Origin of the sequence: Enterobacter sp. GD03975 (assembly GCF_029838645.1) — a bacterium.
Classification (GTDB): Bacteria; Pseudomonadota; Gammaproteobacteria; order Enterobacterales; family Enterobacteriaceae; genus Enterobacter; species Enterobacter quasihormaechei.
This window is the reverse complement of record NZ_JAOBZC010000015.1, coordinates 34,619-58,095: the sequence shown is the minus strand read 5'-3', so window position 1 is coordinate 58,095 and position 23,477 is coordinate 34,619. Positions and strand designations below refer to the sequence as shown.

Sequence of the window (23,477 nt, the reverse complement as noted above, 5' to 3'; positions counted from 1 at the left end):
GCGCTACGCTTATCCGGCCTACAAATCGCATCAAAAGATTTTTGAGAACTTATCAATATTGCTGGCATCGTAGACGAACGGCTCGGCCATCGCGCCGTTGCCGTCCGCATCCAGCTTCACTTTGCCCAGTTTGCCCATGCTGGCCTCGCCTTTCGTGGCCGTGCCTTTCACCAGATCATCCGCCAGGTAGGTTGCCGCATAGCCGAGGTCGATCGGGTTCCAGATGGCAAAGCTCTTGCTCGCGCCGGATTTCACCGCGCCCGCCATCTCAGACGGCAGACCTAAGCCGGTGACGTACACTTTGCCAATCTTGCCCTGGTCTTTTACCGCCTGCGCGGCGGCCACGATGCCCACGGATGAAGGCGAGACGATAACCTTCAGGTCCGGATAGGTTTTCAGCAGACCGACCGCCTCACGGTAGCTTTTGTCAGAGAGATCGTCCCCGTAGGCCACCGTCACCAGGTTGACGGAAGGGTACTTCGGCAGCACCTTTTTCATCTCCGCAATCCAGGTGTTCTGGTTGGTGGAGGTTGGCGTGGCGCTCAGCACGGCGACGTCGCCCTTCTCCACGTTCAGCGCTTTCAGGGCATCGGCGGCGAGCTTGACGTTGGTTTCGCCAATCAGGGCGTTATTGGAGGGATTGAGATGGATTTGACGTCCGGCTTTCGCCACGCCGGAATCCCACGACACAACCTTGATGCCGCGCTGCATCGCTTTTTTCAGCACCGGCACGACGGCGTCCGGATCGTTCGCGGAGATCGCGATCGCATCCACGCCCTGAGCGATCAGCCCGTTCAGCACCTCGATCTGCGCTTCCGCCGTGGTGGTGGTCGGGCCGGTATAAATCACTTTTACATCGCCTAACTCTTTGGCCGCCTCCTGCGCGCCGACGTTCGCTGCTTCGAAGAATCCATTTCCTAAGGACTTCGCCACCAGGGCGATTTTCACTTCTGCTAAAGCGGAACCGGACAACGCCAGAGCGGCAACGGTGAGGATCAAGCTTGCTTTTATTTTCATTGCTTTTACTCCACTGACTTGAGTTAGTTGTAGGGATTGCAGGTGGTTTTCGCCCCGTCTCGGTAAGCGGGGCGCGATGTTGTTAGTTGTACAGATCTAATGCGGACTGCATCGGGGTGACGCCAAAGCGTTTGCCCAGGGCGATCAGCTCTTCCCGGGTGATGGTCTGCTTCATGCCGCCCATGGAGTAGACCTTCACCAGCACCTCCGCGGATTTCTCGGCGGTGTCGATCAGGCCGAAGGTTTCATCCAGCGTCGGGCCGCTGCCGAAGACACCGTGGAACGGCCACAGCACCAGGGCGTGCTTTTGCATATCCGTCGCGGTCGCCTGGCCGATTTCATCGGTACCCGGCACCATCCACGGCAGAATGCCGACGCCGTCCGGGAACACCACCAGACACTCGGTACTGCCTTCCCACAGCTTGCGGGTAAAGAAATCAGAATTATTTTCCAGCACGTAGGTCAGGGCGATCAGGTTAGTGGCGTGGCAGTGCATGATCACGCGGTCTTTGCCGTTGGTCGCCTTGATGCGCTCGCAATGGGAGAGGAAGTGCGCCGGCAGCTCCGAGGTCGGCACCGCGTCGTCCGTTAGCCCCCACAGAATGTGGTAGCCCGCGCCGTCGCTGTCCACCTTCACCACGCCGAGGTTGGCTTCCGGGTCCAGCTGAACGTTGCGGAAGAACTTGCCGGAACCGGTAACGATAAACGGCGTGTTGGCGAGCAGCGGCATCGGCTGGCTCAGGGCGATATAGCGCGGCTTCTGGTGGAAATCGGCGGCAAAGGGCTCGATATCCGCGTCGTCCAGGCGCAGCGTGAGGTTGCCGCCGTTGCGCTCGTCCCAGCCCTTCAGCCAGGCGTCGGAGGTGGCTTTGATCATGCCCTGGACGAACCAGGAGGTGGTGATGGTCTGCATACAGTGTTTCCTTTGAAAATGCCGGGTGGCGTTACGCTTACCCGGCCTGCTTTTACCTGTAGGCCCGGCATGCAATGCGCTGCCGGGCGATATTTTTTACTGACGAGCGGCGAGAACGTCCTTCTCATACGCCCGCACGTTGTCCAGCCACTGGCTGCCCGCCGGGGCGTCGTGACGCTGGCAGTACATCTCCCACACCGCCTGCCACGGCAGGGATTTCTGCTCTTCCAGCAGCGCCAGGCGCGCGGTGTAATCGCCGCTCTCTTCCAGCTGTTTCAGCGCGGCGGTTGGCTCCAGCAGGGCGCGGAGCAGGGCTTTTTTCATGTTGCGGGTGCCGATAACCCATGCCGCGATGCGGTTGATGGAGGCGTCGAAGAAGTCGAGCCCGATGTGCACGCGGTCAAACAGATCGTGGCGGATGATTTCGCTGGCAATCGCCTGGGTTTCGTCGTCCAGCAGGACCACATGGTCGCTGTCCCAGCGCACCGGACGGCTGACGTGCAGCAGCAGGCGCGGCACGTAGAGCATGGCGGCGGAGATTTTGTCGGAGATCACCTCGGTCGGATGGAAGTGGCCAGCATCCAGGCACAGCGCGGTCTGGCGGCTGGTGGCGTAGCCCATGTAGAACTCGTTTGAGCCCACGGTGTAGCTCTCTGCGCCAATGCCGAACAGCTTGCTCTCCACCGCGTCGATATGGTGCGACGGGTCCAGCTTTTCGCTGATGGCTTCATCCAGCGCGGCCAGCAGGCGCTGGCGCGGCGCCAGACGGTCAACGGTGATGTCCTTCATGCCGTCCGGGATCCAGATATTCATCACCGACGGCGTGCCGAGCTGCTCGCCGAAATACGCGGAGACGCGGCGGCTGGCCTTCACGTGGTCGATCCAGAACTGCCGGATTTCGTCGTTGGCGTGTGCAAGGGTAAACCCGTCCGCGCTCAGCGGGTGCGAGAAGCAGGACGGGTTAAAATCCAGTCCCAGCCGGTTGGCCTTTGCCCACTCCACCCAGTTCTTAAAGTGTTCCGGTTTGATTTCGTTACGCGCGACCGGCGCGTCGGATTCGAGATAAATCGCGTGCAGGTTCAGGCGTTTTGGCCCGGGGATCAGGCTCAGCGCCAGTTCCAGATCCGCACGCAGTTCGGTGGCGTTGCGCGCTTTGCCCGGGTAGTTACCCGTTGCCTGAATGCCACCCGTCAGGGAACCGCCCGGGTTCTCGAAGCCGGCAACGTCATCACCCTGCCAGCAGTGCATGGAGACGGGCAGACGGTCGAGCTGGCGCAGCGCCTCTTCGACATCCACGCCGACGGCGGCGAAACGCTGTTTAGCCAGGTCCCAGGCTTGTTCAAGTTGAGTGGTCATGCGCAAAGCTCCTTAGTCAGTCGTTTTTGCTGAAACTGCGCCCGGTAGCGGGCAATGTCATGGCAGGGATTGGGGGTGAAGGTGGTCAGGCTGTTATTCGCCGTCACCACCGAACGGAAATCGTCAACGTTTGATAGTTCGTCCAGCGTCATTAGCTGAATGCCGATGTTGCCGAGCGTGGAAGCCTCTACGGGGCCTGCCACCACGGTAATGCCGCAGGCATCGGCGCAGAGCTGGTTCAGCAGCTGGTTCTGGCAACCGCCGCCCACGATGTGTAGCTGGGTGAACGGTTTACCGCGAAGGTCAGCCAGCTCGCTCAGGATGTCGGCATAGAGCAGGGCGAGGCTGTCAAAAATACAGCGCGCCAGCTCGGCGGGGCGGGAAGGTACCGGCTGCCCCGCGTCAAAACAGGCGGCCTGGATCTCAGCGCTCATGTGCACCGGATTAATAAAGCGGTCGTCGTTCGGGTTAATCAGGAAAGTGCAGGCCTTCAGCTTTTCGGTTTCCGCGATAAGCGCGGGCAGGTCGGTGACGTTCTGCTCTTTCAGCATCCGCTGGAGCAGCCACAGGCCCATGATGTTCTTCAGCACGCGGTAGCGTCCTTCGGCACCGCCTTCGTTGGTGATATTGGCGGCCAGCGCGGCGTCGCTGGTGTAGGGCGTTTTGCTCTCAAAACCCATCAGCGACCAGGTGCCGGAGGAGAGATAGGCCGCGTCTTTGCTGGCGAGCGGCGAGGCAATGACCGCGCTTGCGGTGTCGTGACTGGCGACGGCGACAACGGGAATTTCATTCCCCTGCGGGCAAATCCACTGGCCGATCACGTTGCCCGGATGGGTTGGCGCGCCGAACCAGGACGGCGAGGCGCCCGTCCATGCCAGCAGGTGTTCATCCCAGTTATCGGTATTGATATTGACCAGCTGCGTGGTGGTGGCGTTGGTGTATTCCCAGTTCATGTTGCCGGTCAGACGATAGCTTAAGTAGTCCGGGATCAGCAGCGCATGCGCCACCTTTTCAACCAGCTTTGGCTGTTGCTCAACCAGCGCACGCAGCTGATACAGCGTGTTAAACGGCAGGAACTGGATGCCGCTGCGACCATAGATGTTCTCCTTGCCAAGCTGCGCGATGGCGTGCGCCATCAGCCCATCGGTGCGGCTGTCGCGGTAGGAGACGGGCAGGCCGACGCGTTCGCCGTGATTGTCCAGCAGCACGTAATCCACGCCCCAGGTATCAATGCCGATACTGTCGATGCGGATACTGTCTTCGCAGACGTTATGAAGTCCGGTGCGGATCTCCGCTTCCAGCGCATCGATATCCCAGGTCACAAAACCGTCCTGTTTTTGCAGACAATTGGCGAAACGGTGCATTTCGCGAAGCGTAAGGGTGTGCTGGTCACAGTCCCAGGTGGCGAGCATTACACGGCCGCTGGATGCGCCTAAATCGACAGCCACACAATGGCGAAAAGTCATGGTCGGGTCCTTTCTTAAGTCATTAGCGATGAGTGTAAGAAAGGGAAGAAATAGCCACCTTCTCGCCACTGACAGCCCAAATCTCGCGCTGGCAAGAAAGCAAAGGTGAACGTGAGGGAGTTCACAGTTTCCAGTAATGACGGGGTTTGCAGGCAGTGTGACGCTGACCGCATTTCCCGATCTTTCCGCCTGTTTCTTGAAAAACCGGCAGCTTTTGCGCGGTTTACTGTCAAAAATTTAAGGTGAGCGTGGAAGGCCTTAATTACTATTTTGAGAACTTTTCTCATTGGTGGGGGCCGTTATGACCGTACTGCACAGCGTCGATTTTTTTCCTTCGGGAGCTTCTCCGGTCGCGATTGAGCCACGGCTTCCTCAGGCTGCATTTCCTGAGCATCATCATGATTTTCATGAAATTGTGATTGTTGAGCACGGAACGGGCATCCACGTGTTCAACGGTCAGCCGTATACCATCAGCGGCGGTACGGTGTGCTTCGTGCGCGACCACGACAGGCACCTGTATGAACATACCGACAACCTGTGCCTGACCAACGTGCTCTATCGTTCTCCGGACGCGTTCCAGTTTCTCTCCGGGCTGAATCAGCTGTTGCCGCAAGAGAAGGATGGCCACTACCCGTCGCACTGGCGGGTGAATCAGTCCACGTTGCAGCAGGTGCGTCAGCTGGTGAGCCAGATGGAGCAGAGCGAAGACGCAGAGGAGACGCACGCGATTGCAACCCGCGAGCTGCTGTTTATGCAGCTGCTGGTGCTGCTGCGCCGCAGCAGCCTGGTGGAAGGGATGGAAAATAACGACGCGCGGCTGAACCAGCTCATGGCCTGGCTGGAAGATCATTTCGCTGAAGATGTCTGCTGGGAAACGCTGGCGGACGACTTTTCGCTCTCGCTGCGCACGCTGCATCGTCAGCTCAAGCAGCATACCGGGCTCACGCCGCAGCGTTACCTTAACCGTCTGCGCCTGATCAAAGCGCGCCATCTTTTACGCCATACCGATGAAAGCGTCACGGATATCGCTTATCGCTGCGGTTTCGGCGACAGTAACCACTTTTCAACGCTGTTTCGCCGGGAATTTAGCTGGTCGCCGCGCGATATTCGTCAGGGGAAAGACGCGTTGCTTCAGTAACGCGAGGGCAGTCACCGTTTTTTTGCCGCAAAAAGGCTAATAATGTCCGGTTATTCGCCCTAGAGGTTGTGGTGTGGCTGCTCAGTTAATTCTTCGCAAAGATGATTTTTTTGCCTCCGCGAGTCAGGCTGTCGCGGTGGCGGACCGCTACCCGCAAAATGTTTTTGCCGAGCACACCCACGAGTTCTGCGAGCTGGTGATGGTGTGGCGCGGCAATGGCTTACACGTCCTCAACGACCGGCCCTACCGCATCACGCGCGGGGATCTGTTTTACATACGCGCCGAAGACAAACACGCCTACGCCTCGGTTAACGATCTGGTGTTGCAGAACGTCATCTACTGCCCTGACAGGCTTAAACTGAATGTCGACTGGGCGGGCAACATTCCGGGCTTTCTGAATGCCGGAGGCGAACCGCACTGGCGCTTAAGCAGCAGCGGCATGGCTCAGGTGCGCCAGACAATTTCCCAGCTGGAGCAGGAGAGCCAGAAGAGCGACCCGGTGGCGAACCAGATGTCGGAGCTGCTTTTCGCCCAGCTGGTGATGACCCTGAAGCGCCATCGTTACGCCACGGATAATCCCTCCGCCACCACGCAGGAAGCGCTGCTGGATAAGCTGATCGCACTGCTTGCGGGCAGTCTGAACAAGAGTTTCGTGCTGGAAAAATTCTGCGAGCAGGAGCAGTGCAGCGAGCGCGCGCTGCGCCAGCAGTTCCGCACCCAGACGGGTATGACGATAAACCATTACCTGCGCCAGCTGCGCATCTGCCACGCCCAGTATCTGTTACAGCATACGGAGCTGATGGTCAGCGAAGTGGCGATGCGCTGCGGATTTGAGGACAGTAATTACTTTTCGGTGGTGTTTAACCGCGAGGTGGGGATGACGCCGGTTCAGTGGCGTCATCGCAGTCGAAAGGCGGCGTAATCAGTTCGCCATGCCGAGGCCGACAATGTTGGCGGCGATAATAATCACCACGCAGCCCAGGCTCAGCACGCCAACCGGACGACGCCCGGCGTTGTTCCACTCCTTCAGCACCAGCCCAACCAGCCCGCCGCACAGTACGTAGAAGCTCATGTGCAGCATCCAGCTCATATAGTCATACTGCGCCGGAATGCTGGCGTGGCCCCAGGCGTAGAAGAAGAATTGCAGATACCACATCAGGCCGCCGAGCGCGGAGAGCAGAACGTTGGTAAGGATCAGGGGTTTTGCCAGCGAGAAGTCGGCTTTTACCGACAGGTTTTTCACTTTTGCCAGACGAATGAAGCAGAAACCGAGGTTTACCAGCGCGCCGCCGCCCATGATCACCACATAGCTTGGCAGAGCGACATACAGCGGGTCGACGCCCAGCGCCGCAGCGGCCTCGTGCATCGGTTTGGCGGCGTTCATGGCAAACGACATGCCCGCCGAGAAGACGCCGCACATCACCGCCAGCAGCAGCCCTTTCTTCAGGTTGAACTCTTCGGCCCTGATGCCCATCTTGCGTTCTTTTAGCTGGCCTGCGCGGGTGACGATCCCCACGCCGATCACCGCCACCAGCACGCCCAGCAGCGTCATCCGGCCGCCCTGGGTGTTGATCAGCACGTCGAAATGACCGTTAAGGATGGGCGTCATCAGGGTGCCCACTATCAGCGTAATACCAATCGCGATGCCGATGCCCATCGACATGCCGAGGTAGCGCATGGTGAGGCCGTAGTTGATATTACCGATGCCCCACATCGCGCCGAACAGAAACACCGGCAGTAACGTAGAGGCGTTGAAGGAGGAGAAGTAGCCCCAGAAATCGGGCAGCAGCACGGCGCTGATGGCCCACGGCAAAATCAGCCAGGAGACCGTACCGCCAACGGACCACATGGTTTCCCATGACCAGCCTTTCACCTTCTTAAACGGGGCATAGAAACAGGCAGCACTGGCCGCGCCTATCAAATGCCAGAAAATACCCATCGTAATCGCATGATTCATTTTTTTATCCTCATCGTTTTTATTGTCGGTGGCTTCCCGCCGACTTGATGAGTGTAAAAATTAGGCGGTTTGGGAACCTTCAAAAGGTTGCCGCACTTTTGTGGAGGGTGGCAATCAGCACGTTAAGCGCGTGAGCAGACTCACAATTTTGTGATTCATCGAAATTGTAATAACCCTATAAAAACTACGGCATTGATAATCATTTTCAATATCATTTAATTAACTATAATGAACCAACTGCTTACGCGGCATTAACAGCTGTGCCGCCCGACAATAATGGAGAGGATTATGAGTTATACACTGCCATCCCTGCCGTATGCCTACGACGCACTGGAACCGCATTTCGACAAGCAGACGATGGAAATCCATCACACTAAACACCACCAGACCTACGTGAACAATGCGAATGCTGCGCTGGAAAGCCTGCCAGAGTTCGCTAATCTGCCAGTTGAAGAGCTGATCACCAAGCTGGACCAGCTGCCAGCAGACAAGAAAACCGTACTGCGTAACAACGCGGGCGGTCACGCTAACCACAGCCTGTTCTGGAAAGGTCTGAAAACCGGCACCACCCTTCAGGGCGACCTGAAAGCGGCAATCGAGCGCGACTTCGGCTCCGTTGACAACTTCAAAGCGGAATTCGAAAAAGCCGCTGCAACCCGCTTCGGCTCTGGCTGGGCGTGGCTGGTTCTGAAAGGTGACAAACTGGCGGTCGTTTCCACTGCAAACCAGGACTCCCCGCTGATGGGTGAAGCCATCTCTGGCGCATCCGGCTTCCCAATTCTGGGCCTGGACGTGTGGGAACACGCTTACTACCTGAAGTTCCAGAACCGTCGCCCTGACTACATCAAAGCGTTCTGGGATGTCGTGAACTGGGACGAAGCCGCAGCGCGTTTCGCCGCTAAAAAATAAGGTTGCATTGACGCCTGTGAGAAGCGAGTCTGATGACTCGCTTTTTTTGTATCTGCGTAATGGAGGCAGCGATGCATTACCCGGTGAACGTGTTTACAGGCAAGGTAAGGGAGTACGACGGCAGCCGCCCGAGCGCCATCGCCAAAGTGCAGGTCGACGGTGAGCTGTCGCTGACCGAGCTCGGGCTGGTGGGCGACCAGCAGGCCGAAAAGAAAATCCACGGCGGGCCCGATCGCGCGCTGTGCCACTATCCTCGCGAGCACTATCAGCACTGGAAAACCGAATTTCCTGAACAGGCGGACCTCTTCGTCGCGCCCGCGTTTGGCGAAAATCTCTCAACGGAAGGGCTGACGGAAAAGAACGTCTTTATTGGCGATATTTACCGCTGGGGCGATGCCCTGATTCAGGTCACCCAGCCGCGCTCGCCGTGCTTTAAGCTCAACTACCATTTCGGTATTCAGGATATGTCGGCCCAGCTGCAAAACGCGGGCAAAACCGGCTGGCTGTATCGCGTTGTGCAGGCGGGACAGGTTTCTGCGGATGCGCCGCTTGAGCTCGCGTCGCGCCTGAGTGAGGTGTCGGTGTACGAGGCCTGCGCGATTGCCTGGCATATGCCTTTCGACGATGAACAGTATCATCGCCTGCTGTCGGCGGCGGGGTTGTCTACCAGCTGGACAAGAACGATGCAGAAGCGGCGTATAAGCGGGAAGATCGAGAGTAGTTCGCGGAGATTGTGGGGGAAATAGGCTCCGTAAAAAGTAGGCCGGGTAAGCGAAGCCGCCACCCGGCACATACCGTTACGAACGCTTATACAGCGGTAGCCACAGCGTTAACCGCAGCCCGCCCAGCGGGCTGTCATCGGCTTTCACCCAGCCACGGTGCTGCTGCATGGCGGTTTCAACAATCGCCAGACCCAGCCCCGTACCGCCGGACTCGCGGTCGCGCGCCTCGTCGGTGCGGTAGAACGGACGGAAAATCTGCTCGCGATCTTCCGGGCTGACGCCTGGACCATCGTCATCGACAATGACGGTAATCCCGTCTTTATCCACCGAAAACGCCACTTCAATCTTCGTGTGCGAATAGCGCAGGGCGTTACGCACGATATTCTCCAGCGCGCTTTCCAGCGTGTTGGGGTTACCGTAGAGCGGCCACGGGCCCGGCGGGAAGTTGACGGTAAACGATTTCCCCATCTGCTCTGCTTCGAACGCCGCGTTGTCCAGCACCTCGTGCCACAGGTGATTGGCTTTCACCGTTTCGCTCACCAGCGCGTTTTTCTGCTGGTTACGCGACATCACCAGCAGATCGTTGATCATGCTGTCCAGACGATGCGCTTCCGTTTCAATACGCTCCAGCTCTTTGCTTTCCCCGCTGCGGCGGCGCAGCAGGGCGGTGCCCAGCTGTAAGCGCGTGAGCGGCGTACGCAGTTCGTGTGAGATGTCTGACAGCAGGCGTTGCTGGGCAGTCATCATCCGATCAAGCGCGCTGACCATCTGGTTAAAACTGGTGCCGGCGGCCAGGAACTCCTGCGGCCCGGATTCCAGCTCCGGATGCTGCCTGAGGTTGCCTTGTGCCACTTCGTCCGCCGCGTTTTTCAGCTTACGCGCCGGTTTCGCCAGGCTCCACGCCAGCCATAACAGCAGCGGGGAACTGACCAGCATTGTGACGATCAGCAGCAAAAGCGGACGGTCAAACAGCAGGTTGATGAAGTCGGACTGGGAACTGCTCGCAGGGCGAATCAGGTAGAGCTGGTAGTTATCTTCCCCATCCCGTACCGAGAAAGGGCCGACCATCTCTACCCGACCATATTTCTTTTTCTGTGGGTGATCGGCGTTATCCGCCTGGCCAATAAAGTTGCGGATGATCTGCATCTCATTGCGATCGGCCCCAATCACGCGACCTTCGCTGGTAACCAGCAGCAACCGTTGTCCGGGGGGCGCCCACTTGTCGATAGCGCGAAACAGCCTGCGCCACCACATTAAATCGTTCGGCGGATCGTTTGCCAGCTCCGCTTCCACGTGCTGCTCGATCATCACGCCCTGACGTTGCTCGCTGTCGAGAAGCTCCGTCATCTGGCGTGAGTCGAGTTTTGGCAACATCAAAACGAGCATTAAAACCAGTGCCAGCGTCAGCCAGAAGATGGCGAAGATGCGGGCGGTTAAGCTGCCTATCATGAAGCGGAAACCATCAGATAACCGCGACCACGCAGGGTTTTAAACCATGGGTGACCGTCTTTACGCTCCGGCAGCTTACGGCGCAGGTTCGAGATATGCATATCGATGGCGCGGTCAAACGGGGTAAGGCGTTTGCCCAGCACTTCCTGGCTTAAGTGTTCACGTGACACCACCTGGCCGAGATGCTGCGCCAGCAGATACAGCAGGGTGAACTCGGTGCCGGTTAGCTCCAGCGTTTCACCGTCGAAGCTCGCTTCCTGGCGGCCCGGATTCAGGCTCAGGGAGTCCACTTCCAGCGTAGGTGAACTGTTGTCGGTATTCTGCTGCTGCTCGCTCCAGTGAGAACGGCGCAGGATCGCACGAATACGGGCCACCAGTTCACGGTCGTTGAACGGCTTAGGTAAGTAGTCATCCGCACCCAGCTCAAGGCCGAGAACGCGGTCAAGCTCGCTGCCGCGTGCGGTCAGCATAATAACGGGGGTCTGGTGTGTCTGGCGAAGCTCTTTCAACGTATCAATGCCGTTTTTCTTCGGCATCATGACGTCGAGCAAAAGTAAATCGATGCTGTCGTCAAGGAGACTCAGCGCCTGTTCCCCATCATGGGCAACCAGGACGTTGAAACCTTCCATGTCGAGCAACTCCTTTAAAAGAGATGTGAGCTCTCGGTCATCATCAACTAACAGGATTTTATTCATTGTTTAAATACCTCCGAGGCAGAAATTACGACATCAAGGCTATCTAATCCATGACTTTACGTTGTTTTACACCCCCTGACGCATGTTTGCAGCCTGAATCGTAGACTGTCTCTCGTTGAATCGCGACACGAAAGATTTTGGGAGCAAGTGATGCGCAAAGTTACCGCTGCCGTCATGGCCTCAACGCTGGCCTTCAGTGCGTTTAGCCAGGCTGCTGTAGCTAACATCAGCGATAACGGCTCCTCGGTTGAGGGCGCAACGCAGCACAGCAGCCAAAACCATATGTTTGACGGCATAAGTTTAACCGAACATCAGCGTCAACAGATGCGAGATCTGATGCAGAGGGCACGACACGACCAGCCCCCTGTTAATGTTAGCGAAATGGAGACAATGCATCGCCTTGTCACCGCAGAAAATTTTGACGAAAGCGCTGTACGCGCTCAGGCCGAAAAAATGGCGCAGGAACAGGTTGCCCGCCAGGTAGAGATGGCGAAGGTTCGCAACCAGATGTTCCACCTGCTAACGCCCGAGCAGCAAGCGGTTTTGAACACCAAACATCAGCAACGTATGAACCAGTTGCGTGAGGTTGCACGGATGCAGCGAAGCTCAGATATGACGCTTTTCAGTAGCAATAGCAGTACCCGTAGTAACCAGTAAACCCTGTTTTCCTTGCCATAGACACCATCCCTGTCTTCCCCCACATGATGTGGGGGTTTTTTTTGCCCGTCGTTCAGGTTTGTTAACGCTTTATTCATCCTTTCACTCCACCACCATCCGTTATACTAGCGCCATGGCATGACAGGAGTGTTTATGAATCAATCCTATGGACGGCTGGTAAGCCGGGCCGCAATAGCCGCGACGGTGACGGCGTCGTGTTTGCTGATCATTAAAATCTTCGCGTGGTGGTACACCGGTTCGGTCAGTATTCTGGCGGCGCTGGTGGATTCGCTGGTGGATATTGCCGCCTCGCTGACCAACCTGCTGGTGGTGCGCTACTCGCTGCAACCGGCGGATGAAGAGCATACGTTTGGGCACGGCAAGGCGGAATCGCTGGCCGCGCTGGCGCAAAGCATGTTTATTTCGGGCTCCGCGCTTTTCCTGTTTTTGACCGGCATTCAGCACCTTATTTCGCCTTCCCCTATGAACGATCCGGGCGTTGGCGTGGTCGTAACGGTAGTTGCACTTATAAGCACACTTGTTCTTGTAACGTTCCAGCGCTGGGTCGTACGCAAAACTCAAAGCCAGGCTGTACGGGCCGATATGCTTCATTATCAGTCTGATGTTATGATGAATGGGGCTATTCTTATTGCGCTTGGTCTGGCCTGGTATGGCTGGCATCGGGCCGATGCGTTGTTTGCGTTAGGGATAGGGATCTATATTTTATACAGCGCGTTGCGGATGGGGTATGACGCGGTACAGTCGCTTCTTGACCGTGCGCTTCCGGACGCAGAACGTAATGAAATTTATGCCATCGTGACCAACTGGCCTGGCGTCAGTGGCGCTCACGATCTTCGTACGCGGCAGTCAGGGCCGACCCGCTTTATTCAGATTCATTTGGAAATGGAAGACAACCTGCCACTGGTTCAGGCGCATATGGTCGCTGAACAGGTGGAGCAGGCGATTTTGCAGCGTTTCCCTGGGTCAGACGTCATTATTCACCAGGATCCGTGCTCTGTCGTACCCAGGGCGTTTTGAGCTTTCGTAATTCGTTGTAAAAAAGAGAGCCAGACCAGCATTTTGTGGATAAATTACCACCATATGGCCTGACCTGAATCAATTCAGCTGGAAGGGATTGATATACTATTTGCAGTATTCGACGGTTGAACAGTTTCTTCCGGCAGCAGATTTCAATTTTGCATTCCTAAGTTCAGAGGTAGTCATGATTAAGAAAATCGGTGTGTTGACAAGCGGCGGTGATGCGCCGGGCATGAACGCGGCAATCCGTGGGGTTGTCCGTGCAGCGCTGACGGAAGGTCTGGAAGTTTTTGGTATCTATGACGGTTACCTGGGCCTGTATGAAGACCGCATGGTTCAGCTGGACCGCTACAGCGTGTCTGACATGATCAACCGTGGCGGTACTTTCCTCGGTTCTGCGCGCTTCCCGGAATTCCGTGACGAACACATCCGCGAAGTGGCTATCGAAAACATGAAAAAACGCGGCCTGGACGCGCTGGTGGTTATCGGCGGCGACGGCTCGTACATGGGTGCAAAACGTCTGACGGAAATGGGCTTCCCGTGCATCGGCCTGCCTGGCACCATCGACAACGACATTAAAGGCACCGACTACACCATCGGTTACTTCACCGCGCTGGGTACCGTTGTGGAAGCGATTGACCGCCTGCGTGACACCTCTTCCTCTCACCAGCGTATTTCCATCGTTGAAGTGATGGGCCGTTACTGCGGTGACCTGACCCTGGCGGCGGCAATTGCCGGTGGCTGTGAGTTCGTGGTGGTTCCGGAAGTGGAATTCAGCCGTGAAGATCTGGTCGCTGAGATCAAAGCCGGTATCGCGAAAGGTAAGAAACACGCGATCGTTGCCATCACCGAGCACATCTGTGACGTTGACGAACTGGCGAAGTACATCGAAACCGAAACCAAACGCGAAACCCGCGCGACCGTACTGGGTCACATTCAGCGCGGCGGTTCCCCGGGCCCATACGACCGTATCCTGGCGTCCCGCATGGGTGCGTACGCGATTGAGCTGCTGCTTCAGGGCCACGGCGGCCGCTGCGTCGGTATTCAGAACGAGAAACTGGTTCACCATGACATCATTGACGCCATTGAAAATATGAAGCGTCCGTTCAAAGGTGACTGGCTGGACTGCGCGAAAAAACTGTACTGATTCGTTGTGTTTGTTATGCCTGGTGGCGCTGCGCTTACCGGGCCTGCGTAGCGACGAATGTAGGCCGGGTAAGGCGAAGCCGCCACCCGGCTTTTTTATGCCCCTCCATTTTTTATTCCTCTACGTTATAGCCAATCTTTTTTTATTCTTTAATCATCGGTTAGCTTTCTGGCACGCTGCATTCATCAAAACACTGCATAAGAGAGCTGGGCGATGAAGAAATGGGGCGTGGGGTTAACATTATTGCTGGCATCGACCAGCGTTCTGGCAAAGGACATTCAGTTACTGAACGTGTCGTACGACCCGACGCGTGAGCTGTACGACCAGTACAACAAAGCTTTTGCGGCGCACTGGAAGCAGGAAACCGGCGATAACGTGGTGGTTCGCCAGTCTCACGGCGGTTCCGGTAAGCAGGCGACATCGGTGATCAACGGCATTGAAGCTGACGTGGTTACCCTGGCGCTGGCTTACGACGTGGACGCCATTGCGGAGCGCGGCCGTATCGACAAAAACTGGATCAAACGCCTGCCGGACAACTCTGCACCCTACACCTCGACCATCGTCTTCCTGGTGCGTAAAGGCAACCCGAAACAGATTAAGGACTGGAACGACCTGGTGAAACCGGGCGTATCGGTCATCACGCCGAACCCGAAAAGCTCCGGCGGCGCACGCTGGAACTACCTGGCGGCCTGGGGCTACGCGCTGCACCACAACAACGGTGACCAGGCGAAAGCACAGGAATTCGTGAAAGCGCTGTTCAAAAACGTCGAGGTGCTGGACTCCGGCGCGCGCGGCGCAACCAATACCTTCGTTGAGCGCGGCATCGGCGACGTGCTGATCGCCTGGGAAAACGAAGCCCTGCTGGCAACCCACGAGCTGGGTAAAGACAAGTTTGAAATCGTGACCCCGAGCGAATCCATCCTCGCTGAACCGACCGTCTCCGTAGTCGATAAGGTTGTTGATAAGAAAGGGACCAAAGCGGTGGCGGAAGCCTACCTGAAGTACCTTTACTCGCCGGAAGGTCAGGAAATTGCGGCGAAAAACTTCTATCGCCCGCGCGATGAGGCCATCGCGAAGCAATACGAGAACGCCTTCCCGAAACTGAAGCTGTTTACGATCGACGATGTTTTTGGCGGCTGGACCAAAGCGCAGAAAGAGCACTTCTCCAGCGGCGGCACCTTCGACCAAATCAGCAAGCGCTAGGCGTTTCATAAAGCACGACACGGTAACCCGGTGTGAGAAATCCGCCGGGTTTTTTATTTGGTCATCATTTTGCGTTACTCTTTTGCCTTTACTGAAAACAGGGAACGCGTTGTGAAAAAAATTATCTTACTGATTCTGATCGTTATCGCCCTTGCCGCAGGCGGCGTGTACTGGATGAAAGCGGGTAATCCGAATGCGTTGCGCCATATCGTGCTCGACCAGTGTGTGCCCAACCAGCTGCAAAACCGTAACCCGGCGCCGTGTGCGCAGGTGAAGCCGGACGCTGGCTACGTGGTGTTTAAAGACCGCAACGGGCCGCTGCAATACCTCCTGATGCCCACGTACCGTATTAACGGCACCGAAAGCCCGCTGCTGACTGAACCTCAGACGCCGAATTTCTTCTGGCTGGCGTGGCAGTCGCGTAACTTTATGAGCATGAAGCGGGGCGCCGACGTACCTGACAGCGCCATTTCGCTGACCATCAACTCCCCGACCGGGCGCACGCAAAACCATTTCCATATCCACATCTCCTGCCTGCGCCCGGACGTGCGCGAGAAGCTGAACGCGGCGCAGGGGCAAATCAGCACCCAGTGGCTACCTTTTCCAGGCGGGCTGGAAGGGCATGAGTACCTTGCCCGTCGGGTAACGGAGAACGAACTGGTGCAGCGCAGCCCGTTTATGATGCTGGCGGAAGAGCTGCCGGAAGCCCGCGACCATATGGGACGCTTCGCGCTGGCGATGGCGCAGCAGTCGGACGGCTCGTTTGTACTGCTGGCGACGGAGCGTAATCTGCTGACCTTTAACCGCGCGTCGGCTGAGGAATTACAGGATCATCAATGCGATATCCTGAAGTGACCCCACCATAAATAGCGTTTACTCGCCCTGCCTGTCGCCGTAGACTTGCTGAAAAATTCTACAGGAGACAGGCATGTCGCTCTGGTTAACGCATCCTCTGCTGCTTCCCTCGCTGATCGTCGGCGTCACCATCGTGCTGTGGGCGACGTCGCTGTTGCCAGAATTTATTACCGCGCTGCTGTTCTTCACGGCGGCGATGACCGCCAGAATCGCCCCGCCGGAGGCGATCTTCGGCGGCTTTGCCTCGTCGGCTTTCTGGCTGGTGTTCAGCGGTTTTGTGCTCGGCGTGGCGATCCGGAAAACCGGCCTGGCGGACAGGGCGGCCCGGGCGCTGTCGGCAAAGCTTACCGACTCCTGGATGCTGATGGTGGCAAGCGTTGTGCTCCTGAGCTATGCCCTGGCGTTCGTCATGCCCTCGAACATGGGGCGTATTGCACTGCTGATGCCAATTGTTGCCGCAATGGCGAAGCGGGCCGGCATTCCTGATGGCTCGCGGGCGTGGTTTGGCCTGGCGCTTGCCGTAGGCTTTGGCACCTTTCAGCTTTCGGCCACCATCCTGCCCGCCAACGTTCCCAACCTGGTGATGAGCGGCGCGGCGGAAGGCTCATACGGTATCCACCTCAATTATGTCCCTTATTTGCTGCTGCACACGCCGGTGCTGGGCATTCTCAAAGGCCTGATTCTGATTGGCCTGATCTGCTGGCTGTTCCCCGGTAGCCCGAAACCGGCGAAGGATCTGGCGCCATCGGAACCGATGGGGCGTGACGAAAAACGGCTTGCCTGGCTGCTGGCGGCGGTGCTGGTGATGTGGGTGACGGAGAGCTGGCACGGCGTGGGACCGGCGTGGACGGGGCTGGCAGCCTCGGTCATCGTTATGCTGCCGCGCATTGGTTTTATCACCGGCGAGGAGTTCTCCGCCGGGGTGAATATGCGTACCTGTATCTACGTCGCGGGTATTCTCGGGCTGGCGATTACGGTGACGCAAACCGGTATTGGAGCGGCAGTGGGTGAGGCGTTGCTGCATATCATGCCGCTGGATGCAGACAAACCGTTTACCAGCTTCCTGGCGCTGACGGGGATCACCACGGCGCTCAACTTCATTATGACCGCCAACGGCGTTCCGGCGCTGTACACCACGCTGGCGCAGAGCTTCTCGGACGCGACCGGCTTCCCGCTACTGTCGGTGATCATGATTCAGGTGCTGGGGTATTCCACGCCGCTGCTGCCGTATCAGGCGTCGCCGATTGTGGTGGCGATGGGCTTAGGGAAAGTGCCTGCGAAGGCGGGGATGGTGCTCTGCCTGGCGCTGGCGGTGGCAACCTATCTGGTGCTGCTGCCGCTGGATTATCTGTGGTTTAGCCTGCTGGGACGGCTGTAAAAAAGCCCGGTGGCGCTGACGCTTACCGGGCCTACAGAACCGTAGGGCGGGTTAGCGAAGCGCCACCCGCCACAAAGGCAATTACGCCTGCTTAGCCGCTTCTGCTGCTTTAACGATCACCGCGAAAGCGTCAGCCTTCAGGGATGCGCCGCCAACCAGCGCGCCGTCGATGTCTGGCTGGGTGAACAGCTCAGCAGCGTTGGATGCGTTAACGGAACCGCCGTACTGGATGATCACTTGCTCAGCCACTTTCGCGTCTGCTTTCGCAATGTGGTCACGGATGAACTTGTGCACCGCCTGAGCCTGCGCAGGAGTTGCAGATTTGCCGGTACCGATCGCCCAGACTGGCTCGTAAGCGATAACCGCGCCTTCGAACGCTGCCGCGCCCTGCGTTTTCAGCACGGCGTCGATCTGACGCGCGCACACTTCTTCAGTTTTGCCCGCTTCGTTTTCTGCTTCGGTTTCACCGATGCACAGCACCGGGATCAGACCCTGCTCTTTCAGCACGGCGAATTTCTTCGCGATGAATTCGTCAGATTCTTTGTGGTAGGTGCGACGTTCGGAGTGGCCGATGATGATGTATTTCGCGCCGATGTCTTTCAGCATTTCAGCGGAGGTTTCACCGGTGAATGCGCCAGACAGGTTAACGTCAACGTTCTGCGCGCCCAGCACGATGTGGCTGCCGTCAGCGGCACGTTTAGCCAGATCCAGGTACATATCCGGCGGAGCGATAGCAACCGCGCAGCCGGTCACGCCAGCCAGCTCTTTACGCAGGTTAGCAACCAGTTCGTTTACCATGTGGCGGCTGCCGTTCAGTTTCCAGTTACCCATCACTAAAGGATGTCGCATTTCAATTCTCCACGCTCAATAAGCGAATTAAGGAATATGGCCACCCTTAAGGGCAGCATGGTCTGTGAATCAGTATAGAGATTTTCCCTCGAAAGGCTTTGCTTTTTGTCATTAATTTGCCCCCTCGAGTGCGTCTGATAACGCCAGCTTAATCGGTTCAACCGCGAAGGTCAGCCCCTTTTCGCCGTTGTCTGCGACGACGTAGCGAACGGCGCCTTCCGTATCGGCGTAATAGCGTTTGTTTTTCCCGGCGGTAAGCAGTTTTTGCAGCTTTTGCTGGCTTTGCGCCTTGGTGAAGGTGGGGGTAAAGGCGCGCAGGATGGCGCTCATGTACTCCAGCGCTTTCGCTTTCGCCGCTTTCTGCTCTGGCCCCTGAATCGGCAGCCAGGTGATCTGCATACTTTTGATTTTTAACGTTCCGCGCTCAAGGGCAGTGGAAGCATACAGATTCTCGTTAATTTTGCTGGCGGCGCGGGTCAGGGTCGGCGTATCGCGGGCACCGTCAATCGCACGAAACTCCCCCAGCGCAAGCGAGGGGTTTTCTTCGTTGAAGGCCTCGCGGAACTGGCTGATAGATTGATCGAAAGAGGGGGCGCCCGCCAGAAGATAGGGCGCGGTGACCGGGGAGGCCGTTTCCGCAGCGAACAGGGGGAAACTGGCGCTCAGCATCGCTAAACACAAATAAAGAGAGTGTGCCGAACTTTTCATCAATATTGCCCCTGGCCGTCATTGCCCATGATTAAAACGATATCTGGTTGGCTTGTCAAAAGGTCACAACTCCAGGGTAAAATGCGGGCTAAACAATAATAAGGAACCTTACATGACCATACAGCAGTGGCTGTTTTCATTCAAAGGGCGTATTGGACGCCGTGACTTCTGGATCTGGATGGCAGCGTGGGTTATCGCCATGTTGCTTCTGTTTTTCGTTGCCTACAACGCCTGGCTGAGCACGCAGACCGCGGCGTTTGCGCTGGTCTGTTTGCTGTGGCCAACCGCCGCCGTGGTGGTGAAGCGTCTGCACGATCGTGGCCGCTCCGGCGCATGGGCTTTCCTGATTATTCTGGCGTGGATGCTGGTGGCGGGGAACTGGGCGATGCTGCCCTCCATCCTCCCGTGGGTGGTGGGCAGACTGCTGCCGACGGTTATCTTTGTGATGATGGTTGTCGAACTGGGCGCGTTTATCGGCACCCAGAGCGAGAACAAATACGGAAAAGATACCCTTGAGGTGAAGTACCGCTGATCACCAGTAGTGTTCAGCGGTCATGTGGCCCGGCCGGCGGCGAAGGTGCTTCGTCATCTGCCGGGTATCCTTCAGCAGCTGCTGCGTATCGCGCACCATCTGCGGATTACCGCACAGCATCACGTGGCTGGTTTCGGTATTCATCGGTAAACCCACTGCCTCTTCCAGCGCGCCGCTTTCAATCAGCGCCGGAACGCGGCCTGTTAACGAGCCGGCTGCGGTTTCGCGGCTGACCACCGTCTGAATCTTTAATTTCCCGCCGTAACGCTGTTCCAGCGCCTGCATCTGCGGCAAATAGCTCAGGTCTGCGGCGTAACGCGCGGCGTGGACCAGCACGATGTTCTTAAAGCGCTCCAGGTCTTTGCCGTACTCCAGGATGGAGAGATAAGGGCCGATGGCCGTACCGGTCGCCAGCATCCAGAGCGTTTCACAATCCGGAATTTCATCCAGCACAAAGAAGCCTGCCGCGTCGCTGACAATCTGCACCTCATCGCCCGGTTTCAGCGCAGCAAGGCGCGGGCTGAGCTTGCCGTCCGGAACGGTGACCAGGTAGAACTCGAGATCCGGGTTATCAGGCGCGTTAACGTAAGAGTAGGCGCGCTGTACGCGTTCACCGTCGATATCCAGCCCGAGCTTGGCAAACTGCCCGGCGGTAAACGGATGAACGGGCGCGTGCAGCGTGAGGCTAAATAGCGCATCGGTCCAGAACTGTACCTTTGTGACTTTACCTGTTACCCAGTCCGCCATGATCTTCTCCTGTGCTGTGTCTCTCTTCTATCTTCCGTACTTGTGGGAAACATTTCCAGCCCATTCGGGCCGGAAAGCTCTATCGATCAAACGGTTTTACAGAATGTGCGTCTGCACGTCCGGGTCTTTGCGATCGAGATAATGAATGGACTGAATGCGGCGAATGGTGCGGGATTTACCGCGGATCAGCAGGGTTTCGGTGGTGGCCATGTTGCCCTTGCGGGTGATGCCGTCCAGCAGATCGCCTTTGGTGATGCCAGTCGCTGAGAAGACCACATTGTCGCTGCGGGCCATATCGCTCAGGGCGAGCACTTTATTGGCTTCGATGCCCATCGCGGCACAGCGCGCCAGCTCGTCTTCACCGATGCGGCGGTTCTCGTCGCTGTCGCCTTTAACCTCATGGCGTGGCAGCAGGCGCGCCTGCATATCACCGTCCAGCGCGCGGATCACTGCCGCAGAGACCACGCCTTCCGGCGCGCCGCCGATGCCGTAAAGCACGTCGACTTCGCTGTCCGGCATGCAGGTCAGAATAGAGGCGGCAACGTCGCCATCAGGGATGGCAAACACGCGCACGCCGAGTGCTTGCAGATAAGAGATGGTGGCGTCGTGGCGCGGTTTCGCCAGAATGGTCACGGTGAGTTCGTTGAGCGGTTTACCCAGCGCTGCCGCGATATTGCGCAGGTTGGCATCCAGCGGCAGGCTGAGGTCGATTGCGTCTTTTGCGCCAGGGCCGACAATCAGCTTTTCCATGTACATGTCCGGCGCGTTGAGGAAGCAGCCTTTATCGCCCACGGCCAGCACCGCCAGCGCATTGGCCTGGCCCATCGCCGTCATGCGCGTGCCTTCAATCGGGTCGACCGCAATATCTACCGCATCGCCTTTGCCGGTCCCGACCTTTTCACCGATGTAGAGCATCGGGGCTTCGTCGATTTCGCCTTCGCCAATGACGATAGTGCCGTCGATATTGACCTGATTAAGCACAATGCGCATGGCATGGACGGCTGCGCCGTCTGCGGTATTTTTGTCGCCACGACCCAGCCACTTATAGCCTGCAAGGGCGGCAGCTTCGGTGACGCGGGAAAACTCGATAGCAAGTTCACGTTTCATGAGGTACTCGTACAATCAAAAGGAATTGCACGAAGTTTATCACAGAGTGGGGAGGGGCGAGGGGACCGGTGCGGTCGATGCCCCTCACCTTAACCCTCTCCCCAGAGGAGAGGGAATATAGGCTTACTCTTCGTGCTCTTCCCATGCCAGGGCACGTTTCACCGCTTTCTTCCATCCGCTGTAGCGGTAGTTGCGCTCGGTGGTTTCGATCCCAGGACGGAATTCGCGTTCGATTACCGCTTTTTCCTGAAGCTCATCGAGGTTTTGCCAGAAGCCAACCGCCAGGCCTGCCAGATACGCTGCGCCAAGCGCCGTCACTTCTCGCACCTCAGGACGCTCAACGCGGGTGCCCAGAATGTCGGACTGGAACTGCATCAGGAAGTTGTTGGCCACCGCGCCGCCGTCCACGCGCAGGGCGTGCAGACGAATGCCGGAGTCGGCCTGCATCGCTTCCAGCACGTCGCGCGTCTGGTAGGCGATGGATTCCAGGGTCGCACGGATGATGTGGTTTGAGTTCACACCCCGCGTCAGGCCGAAAATCGCGCCGCGGGCGTACGGATCCCAGTACGGTGCGCCCAGACCGGTAAACGCGGGCACCACGTATACGCCGTTGGTGTCTTTTACCTTAGTCGCGAAGTATTCGGAGTCAAACGCATCGCTGATCAGCTTCATCTCGTCGCGCAGCCACTGAATGGACGCGCCCGCCATGAATACCGCCCCTTCCAGGGCATAGTTCACCTCACCGCGTGGGCCGCAGGCGATGGTGGTCAGCAGACCGTTTTCTGATTTGACCGCTTTCTCGCCGGTGTTCATCAGCATAAAGCAGCCGGTACCGTACGTGTTCTTCGCCATCCCTTCCTTAACGCACAGCTGGCCGAACAGCGCCGCCTGCTGGTCACCGGCGATACCGGCGATAGGAATACGCGTGCCGCCTTTACCGCCGATGTTGGTCTGGCCGTACACTTCTGAAGATTTACGCACCTGTGGCAGCATGGCGCGCGGAATGTCCAGCGCGTCCAGCATCTTGTCATCCCACTCCAGGGTGTTGATGTTGAACAGCATGGTGCGCGAGGCGTTGGTGTAGTCGGTGACGTGAACGCGTCCCTGTGTCATCTTCCAGATAAGCCAGGTATCGACGGTACCGAACAGCAACTCGCCGCGTCGTGCGCGCTCGCGTGAACCTTCCACATGGTCGAGGATCCACTTCACTTTGGTGCCGGAGAAATAGGGGTCAATGACCAGACCGGTTGCGCTGCGGATGTACTCTTCCATCCCGTCGCGCTTCAGCTTTTCGCAGATCTCTGACGTGCGGCGGCACTGCCAGACAATGGCGTTGTAGATTGGCTTACCGGTTTCGCGCTCCCAGACAACGGTGGTTTCACGCTGGTTGGTGATACCGATAGCGGCGATCTCGTCAGAACTGATGTCGGCTTTTGCCAGCACTTCCACCAGCGTGGAGCTTTGTGACGCCCAGATCTCCATTGGGTCGTGTTCTACCCAGCCTGGACGCGGATAAATTTGCTCAAATTCGCGTTGAGACACGCTGACAATGTTCGCGTCGTGATCCATTACGACAGCGCGGGAGCTGGTAGTGCCCTGGTCGAGCGCAACGATATATTTTTTTTCGGTCATGG

General features: G+C 57.5%; 24 protein-coding genes. 12 read left to right on the top strand and 12 right to left on the bottom strand.

The window, feature by feature from the left end; genetic code table 11:
- Positions 1 to 30: 30 nt before the first annotated feature.
- The 4 genes from rhaS (N5C09_RS19000) to rhaB all read right to left on the bottom strand — a co-directional run bounded on the left by rhaS (N5C09_RS19000) (position 31) and on the right by rhaB (position 4,752).
- Positions 31 to 1,017 (bottom strand): rhamnose ABC transporter substrate-binding protein, encoded by a 987-nt coding sequence (gene rhaS, locus N5C09_RS19000; protein ID WP_047364479.1) that lies wholly within the window; start codon positions 1,015 to 1,017, stop codon positions 31 to 33.
- 82 nt (positions 1,018 to 1,099) lie between these two features.
- Positions 1,100 to 1,930 (bottom strand): rhamnulose-1-phosphate aldolase, encoded by an 831-nt coding sequence (rhaD, locus tag N5C09_RS18995; protein ID WP_063865445.1) that lies wholly within the window; start codon positions 1,928 to 1,930, stop codon positions 1,100 to 1,102.
- A gap of 96 nt (positions 1,931 to 2,026) precedes the next feature.
- Positions 2,027 to 3,286, bottom strand: coding sequence for an L-rhamnose isomerase (gene rhaA / locus N5C09_RS18990; protein WP_102750828.1), 1,260 nt, complete (start codon positions 3,284 to 3,286; stop codon positions 2,027 to 2,029).
- Positions 3,283 to 4,752, bottom strand: coding sequence for a rhamnulokinase (gene rhaB / locus N5C09_RS18985; RefSeq protein WP_279749663.1), 1,470 nt, complete (start codon positions 4,750 to 4,752; stop codon positions 3,283 to 3,285). The genes rhaA and rhaB overlap by 4 nt, the downstream gene beginning before the upstream one ends.
- A gap of 136 nt (positions 4,753 to 4,888) precedes the next feature.
- On the opposite strand from rhaB, the gene N5C09_RS21355 reads away from it, so the two are divergent.
- The 3 genes from N5C09_RS21355 (at position 4,889) to rhaR (ending at position 6,812) form a co-directional block, all read left to right on the top strand.
- Positions 4,889 to 4,993, top strand: coding sequence for an ABC transporter ATP-binding protein (locus N5C09_RS21355; RefSeq protein ID WP_100171280.1), 105 nt, complete (start codon positions 4,889 to 4,891; stop codon positions 4,991 to 4,993).
- A 60-nt stretch (positions 4,994 to 5,053) separates the two neighbouring features.
- Positions 5,054 to 5,890 (top strand): HTH-type transcriptional activator RhaS, encoded by an 837-nt coding sequence (gene rhaS / locus N5C09_RS18980; protein ID WP_063449704.1) that lies wholly within the window; start codon positions 5,054 to 5,056, stop codon positions 5,888 to 5,890.
- A gap of 73 nt (positions 5,891 to 5,963) precedes the next feature.
- A complete protein-coding gene (gene rhaR / locus N5C09_RS18975) occupies positions 5,964 to 6,812 on the top strand; it encodes an HTH-type transcriptional activator RhaR (RefSeq protein ID WP_279749662.1) in 849 nt (282 codons plus the stop codon).
- On the opposite strand, the gene rhaT is transcribed toward rhaR, so the two are convergent.
- Positions 6,813 to 7,847 (bottom strand): L-rhamnose/proton symporter RhaT, encoded by a 1,035-nt coding sequence (rhaT, locus tag N5C09_RS18970; RefSeq protein WP_279749661.1) that lies wholly within the window; start codon positions 7,845 to 7,847, stop codon positions 6,813 to 6,815.
- A 288-nt stretch (positions 7,848 to 8,135) separates the two neighbouring features.
- On the opposite strand from rhaT, the gene sodA reads away from it, so the two are divergent.
- Positions 8,136 to 8,756, top strand: coding sequence for a superoxide dismutase [Mn] (gene sodA, locus N5C09_RS18965; RefSeq protein WP_003861999.1), 621 nt, complete (start codon positions 8,136 to 8,138; stop codon positions 8,754 to 8,756).
- Positions 8,757 to 8,827: 71 nt separating this feature from the next.
- Positions 8,828 to 9,502 carry a 6-hydroxyaminopurine reductase gene (gene yiiM, locus N5C09_RS18960; protein ID WP_063865451.1) on the top strand — a complete coding sequence of 225 codons (675 nt, stop codon included), beginning with the start codon at positions 8,828 to 8,830 and terminating at the stop codon, positions 9,500 to 9,502.
- 51 nt (positions 9,503 to 9,553) lie between these two features.
- Here yiiM and cpxA read toward each other — a convergent pair whose 3' ends face one another.
- Together cpxA and cpxR are read right to left on the bottom strand one after the other, a co-directional pair.
- Complete coding sequence (gene cpxA / locus N5C09_RS18955; RefSeq protein ID WP_015569937.1) at positions 9,554 to 10,927, bottom strand: envelope stress sensor histidine kinase CpxA; 1,374 nt, start codon at positions 10,925 to 10,927, stop codon at positions 9,554 to 9,556.
- Complete coding sequence (gene cpxR, locus N5C09_RS18950) at positions 10,924 to 11,622, bottom strand: envelope stress response regulator transcription factor CpxR (protein WP_003862004.1); 699 nt, start codon at positions 11,620 to 11,622, stop codon at positions 10,924 to 10,926. The genes cpxA and cpxR overlap by 4 nt, the downstream gene beginning before the upstream one ends.
- Positions 11,623 to 11,772: 150 nt before the next feature.
- On the opposite strand from cpxR, the gene cpxP reads away from it, so the two are divergent.
- The 6 genes from cpxP (at position 11,773) to N5C09_RS18920 (ending at position 17,900) form a co-directional block, all read left to right on the top strand.
- Positions 11,773 to 12,279, top strand: coding sequence for a cell-envelope stress modulator CpxP (gene cpxP / locus N5C09_RS18945; RefSeq protein WP_112792702.1), 507 nt, complete (start codon positions 11,773 to 11,775; stop codon positions 12,277 to 12,279).
- A 153-nt stretch (positions 12,280 to 12,432) separates the two neighbouring features.
- A complete protein-coding gene (fieF, locus tag N5C09_RS18940) occupies positions 12,433 to 13,317 on the top strand; it encodes a CDF family cation-efflux transporter FieF (protein ID WP_107534226.1) in 885 nt (294 codons plus the stop codon).
- 184 nt (positions 13,318 to 13,501) lie between these two features.
- Entirely contained in the window at positions 13,502 to 14,464 is a 963-nt protein-coding gene (gene pfkA / locus N5C09_RS18935; RefSeq protein WP_003862009.1) for a 6-phosphofructokinase, read from the top strand.
- Positions 14,465 to 14,677: 213 nt separating this feature from the next.
- A complete protein-coding gene (locus N5C09_RS18930; protein ID WP_063865454.1) occupies positions 14,678 to 15,667 on the top strand; it encodes a sulfate ABC transporter substrate-binding protein in 990 nt (329 codons plus the stop codon).
- 111 nt (positions 15,668 to 15,778) lie between these two features.
- The gene (locus N5C09_RS18925) at positions 15,779 to 16,522 is read left to right on the top strand and encodes a CDP-diacylglycerol diphosphatase (RefSeq protein WP_063449712.1); all 744 of its coding nucleotides are present in this window, start codon (positions 15,779 to 15,781) and stop codon (positions 16,520 to 16,522) included.
- Positions 16,523 to 16,595: 73 nt separating this feature from the next.
- Positions 16,596 to 17,900 carry an SLC13 family permease gene (locus N5C09_RS18920; protein ID WP_279749660.1) on the top strand — a complete coding sequence of 435 codons (1,305 nt, stop codon included), beginning with the start codon at positions 16,596 to 16,598 and terminating at the stop codon, positions 17,898 to 17,900.
- An 81-nt stretch (positions 17,901 to 17,981) separates the two neighbouring features.
- Here the strand turns inward: N5C09_RS18920 and tpiA are convergent, their stop codons facing one another.
- On the bottom strand, positions 17,982 to 18,749 hold the full coding sequence (gene tpiA / locus N5C09_RS18915) for a triose-phosphate isomerase (RefSeq protein ID WP_006808674.1): 768 nt from the start codon (positions 18,747 to 18,749) through the stop codon (positions 17,982 to 17,984).
- A gap of 111 nt (positions 18,750 to 18,860) precedes the next feature.
- A complete protein-coding gene (locus N5C09_RS18910) occupies positions 18,861 to 19,457 on the bottom strand; it encodes a DUF1454 family protein (protein ID WP_279749659.1) in 597 nt (198 codons plus the stop codon).
- Between the two features lie 112 nt (positions 19,458 to 19,569).
- Here N5C09_RS18910 and N5C09_RS18905 point away from each other — a divergent pair, with 112 nt between their 5' ends.
- Positions 19,570 to 19,989, top strand: a complete 420-nt coding sequence (locus N5C09_RS18905; RefSeq protein ID WP_063865457.1) for a DUF805 domain-containing protein — start codon at positions 19,570 to 19,572, stop codon at positions 19,987 to 19,989.
- Here N5C09_RS18905 and fpr read toward each other — a convergent pair whose 3' ends face one another.
- The 3 genes from fpr to glpK form a co-directional block, all read right to left on the bottom strand.
- On the bottom strand, positions 19,990 to 20,736 hold the full coding sequence (fpr, locus tag N5C09_RS18900; RefSeq protein ID WP_063134059.1) for a ferredoxin--NADP(+) reductase: 747 nt from the start codon (positions 20,734 to 20,736) through the stop codon (positions 19,990 to 19,992). It abuts the gene before it with no gap.
- Between the two features lie 96 nt (positions 20,737 to 20,832).
- Positions 20,833 to 21,843, bottom strand: a complete 1,011-nt coding sequence (gene glpX / locus N5C09_RS18895; protein ID WP_279749658.1) for a class II fructose-bisphosphatase — start codon at positions 21,841 to 21,843, stop codon at positions 20,833 to 20,835.
- Between the two features lie 123 nt (positions 21,844 to 21,966).
- On the bottom strand, positions 21,967 to 23,475 hold the full coding sequence (glpK, locus tag N5C09_RS18890) for a glycerol kinase GlpK (RefSeq protein WP_279749657.1): 1,509 nt from the start codon (positions 23,473 to 23,475) through the stop codon (positions 21,967 to 21,969).
- Positions 23,476 to 23,477 lie beyond the last annotated feature (2 nt).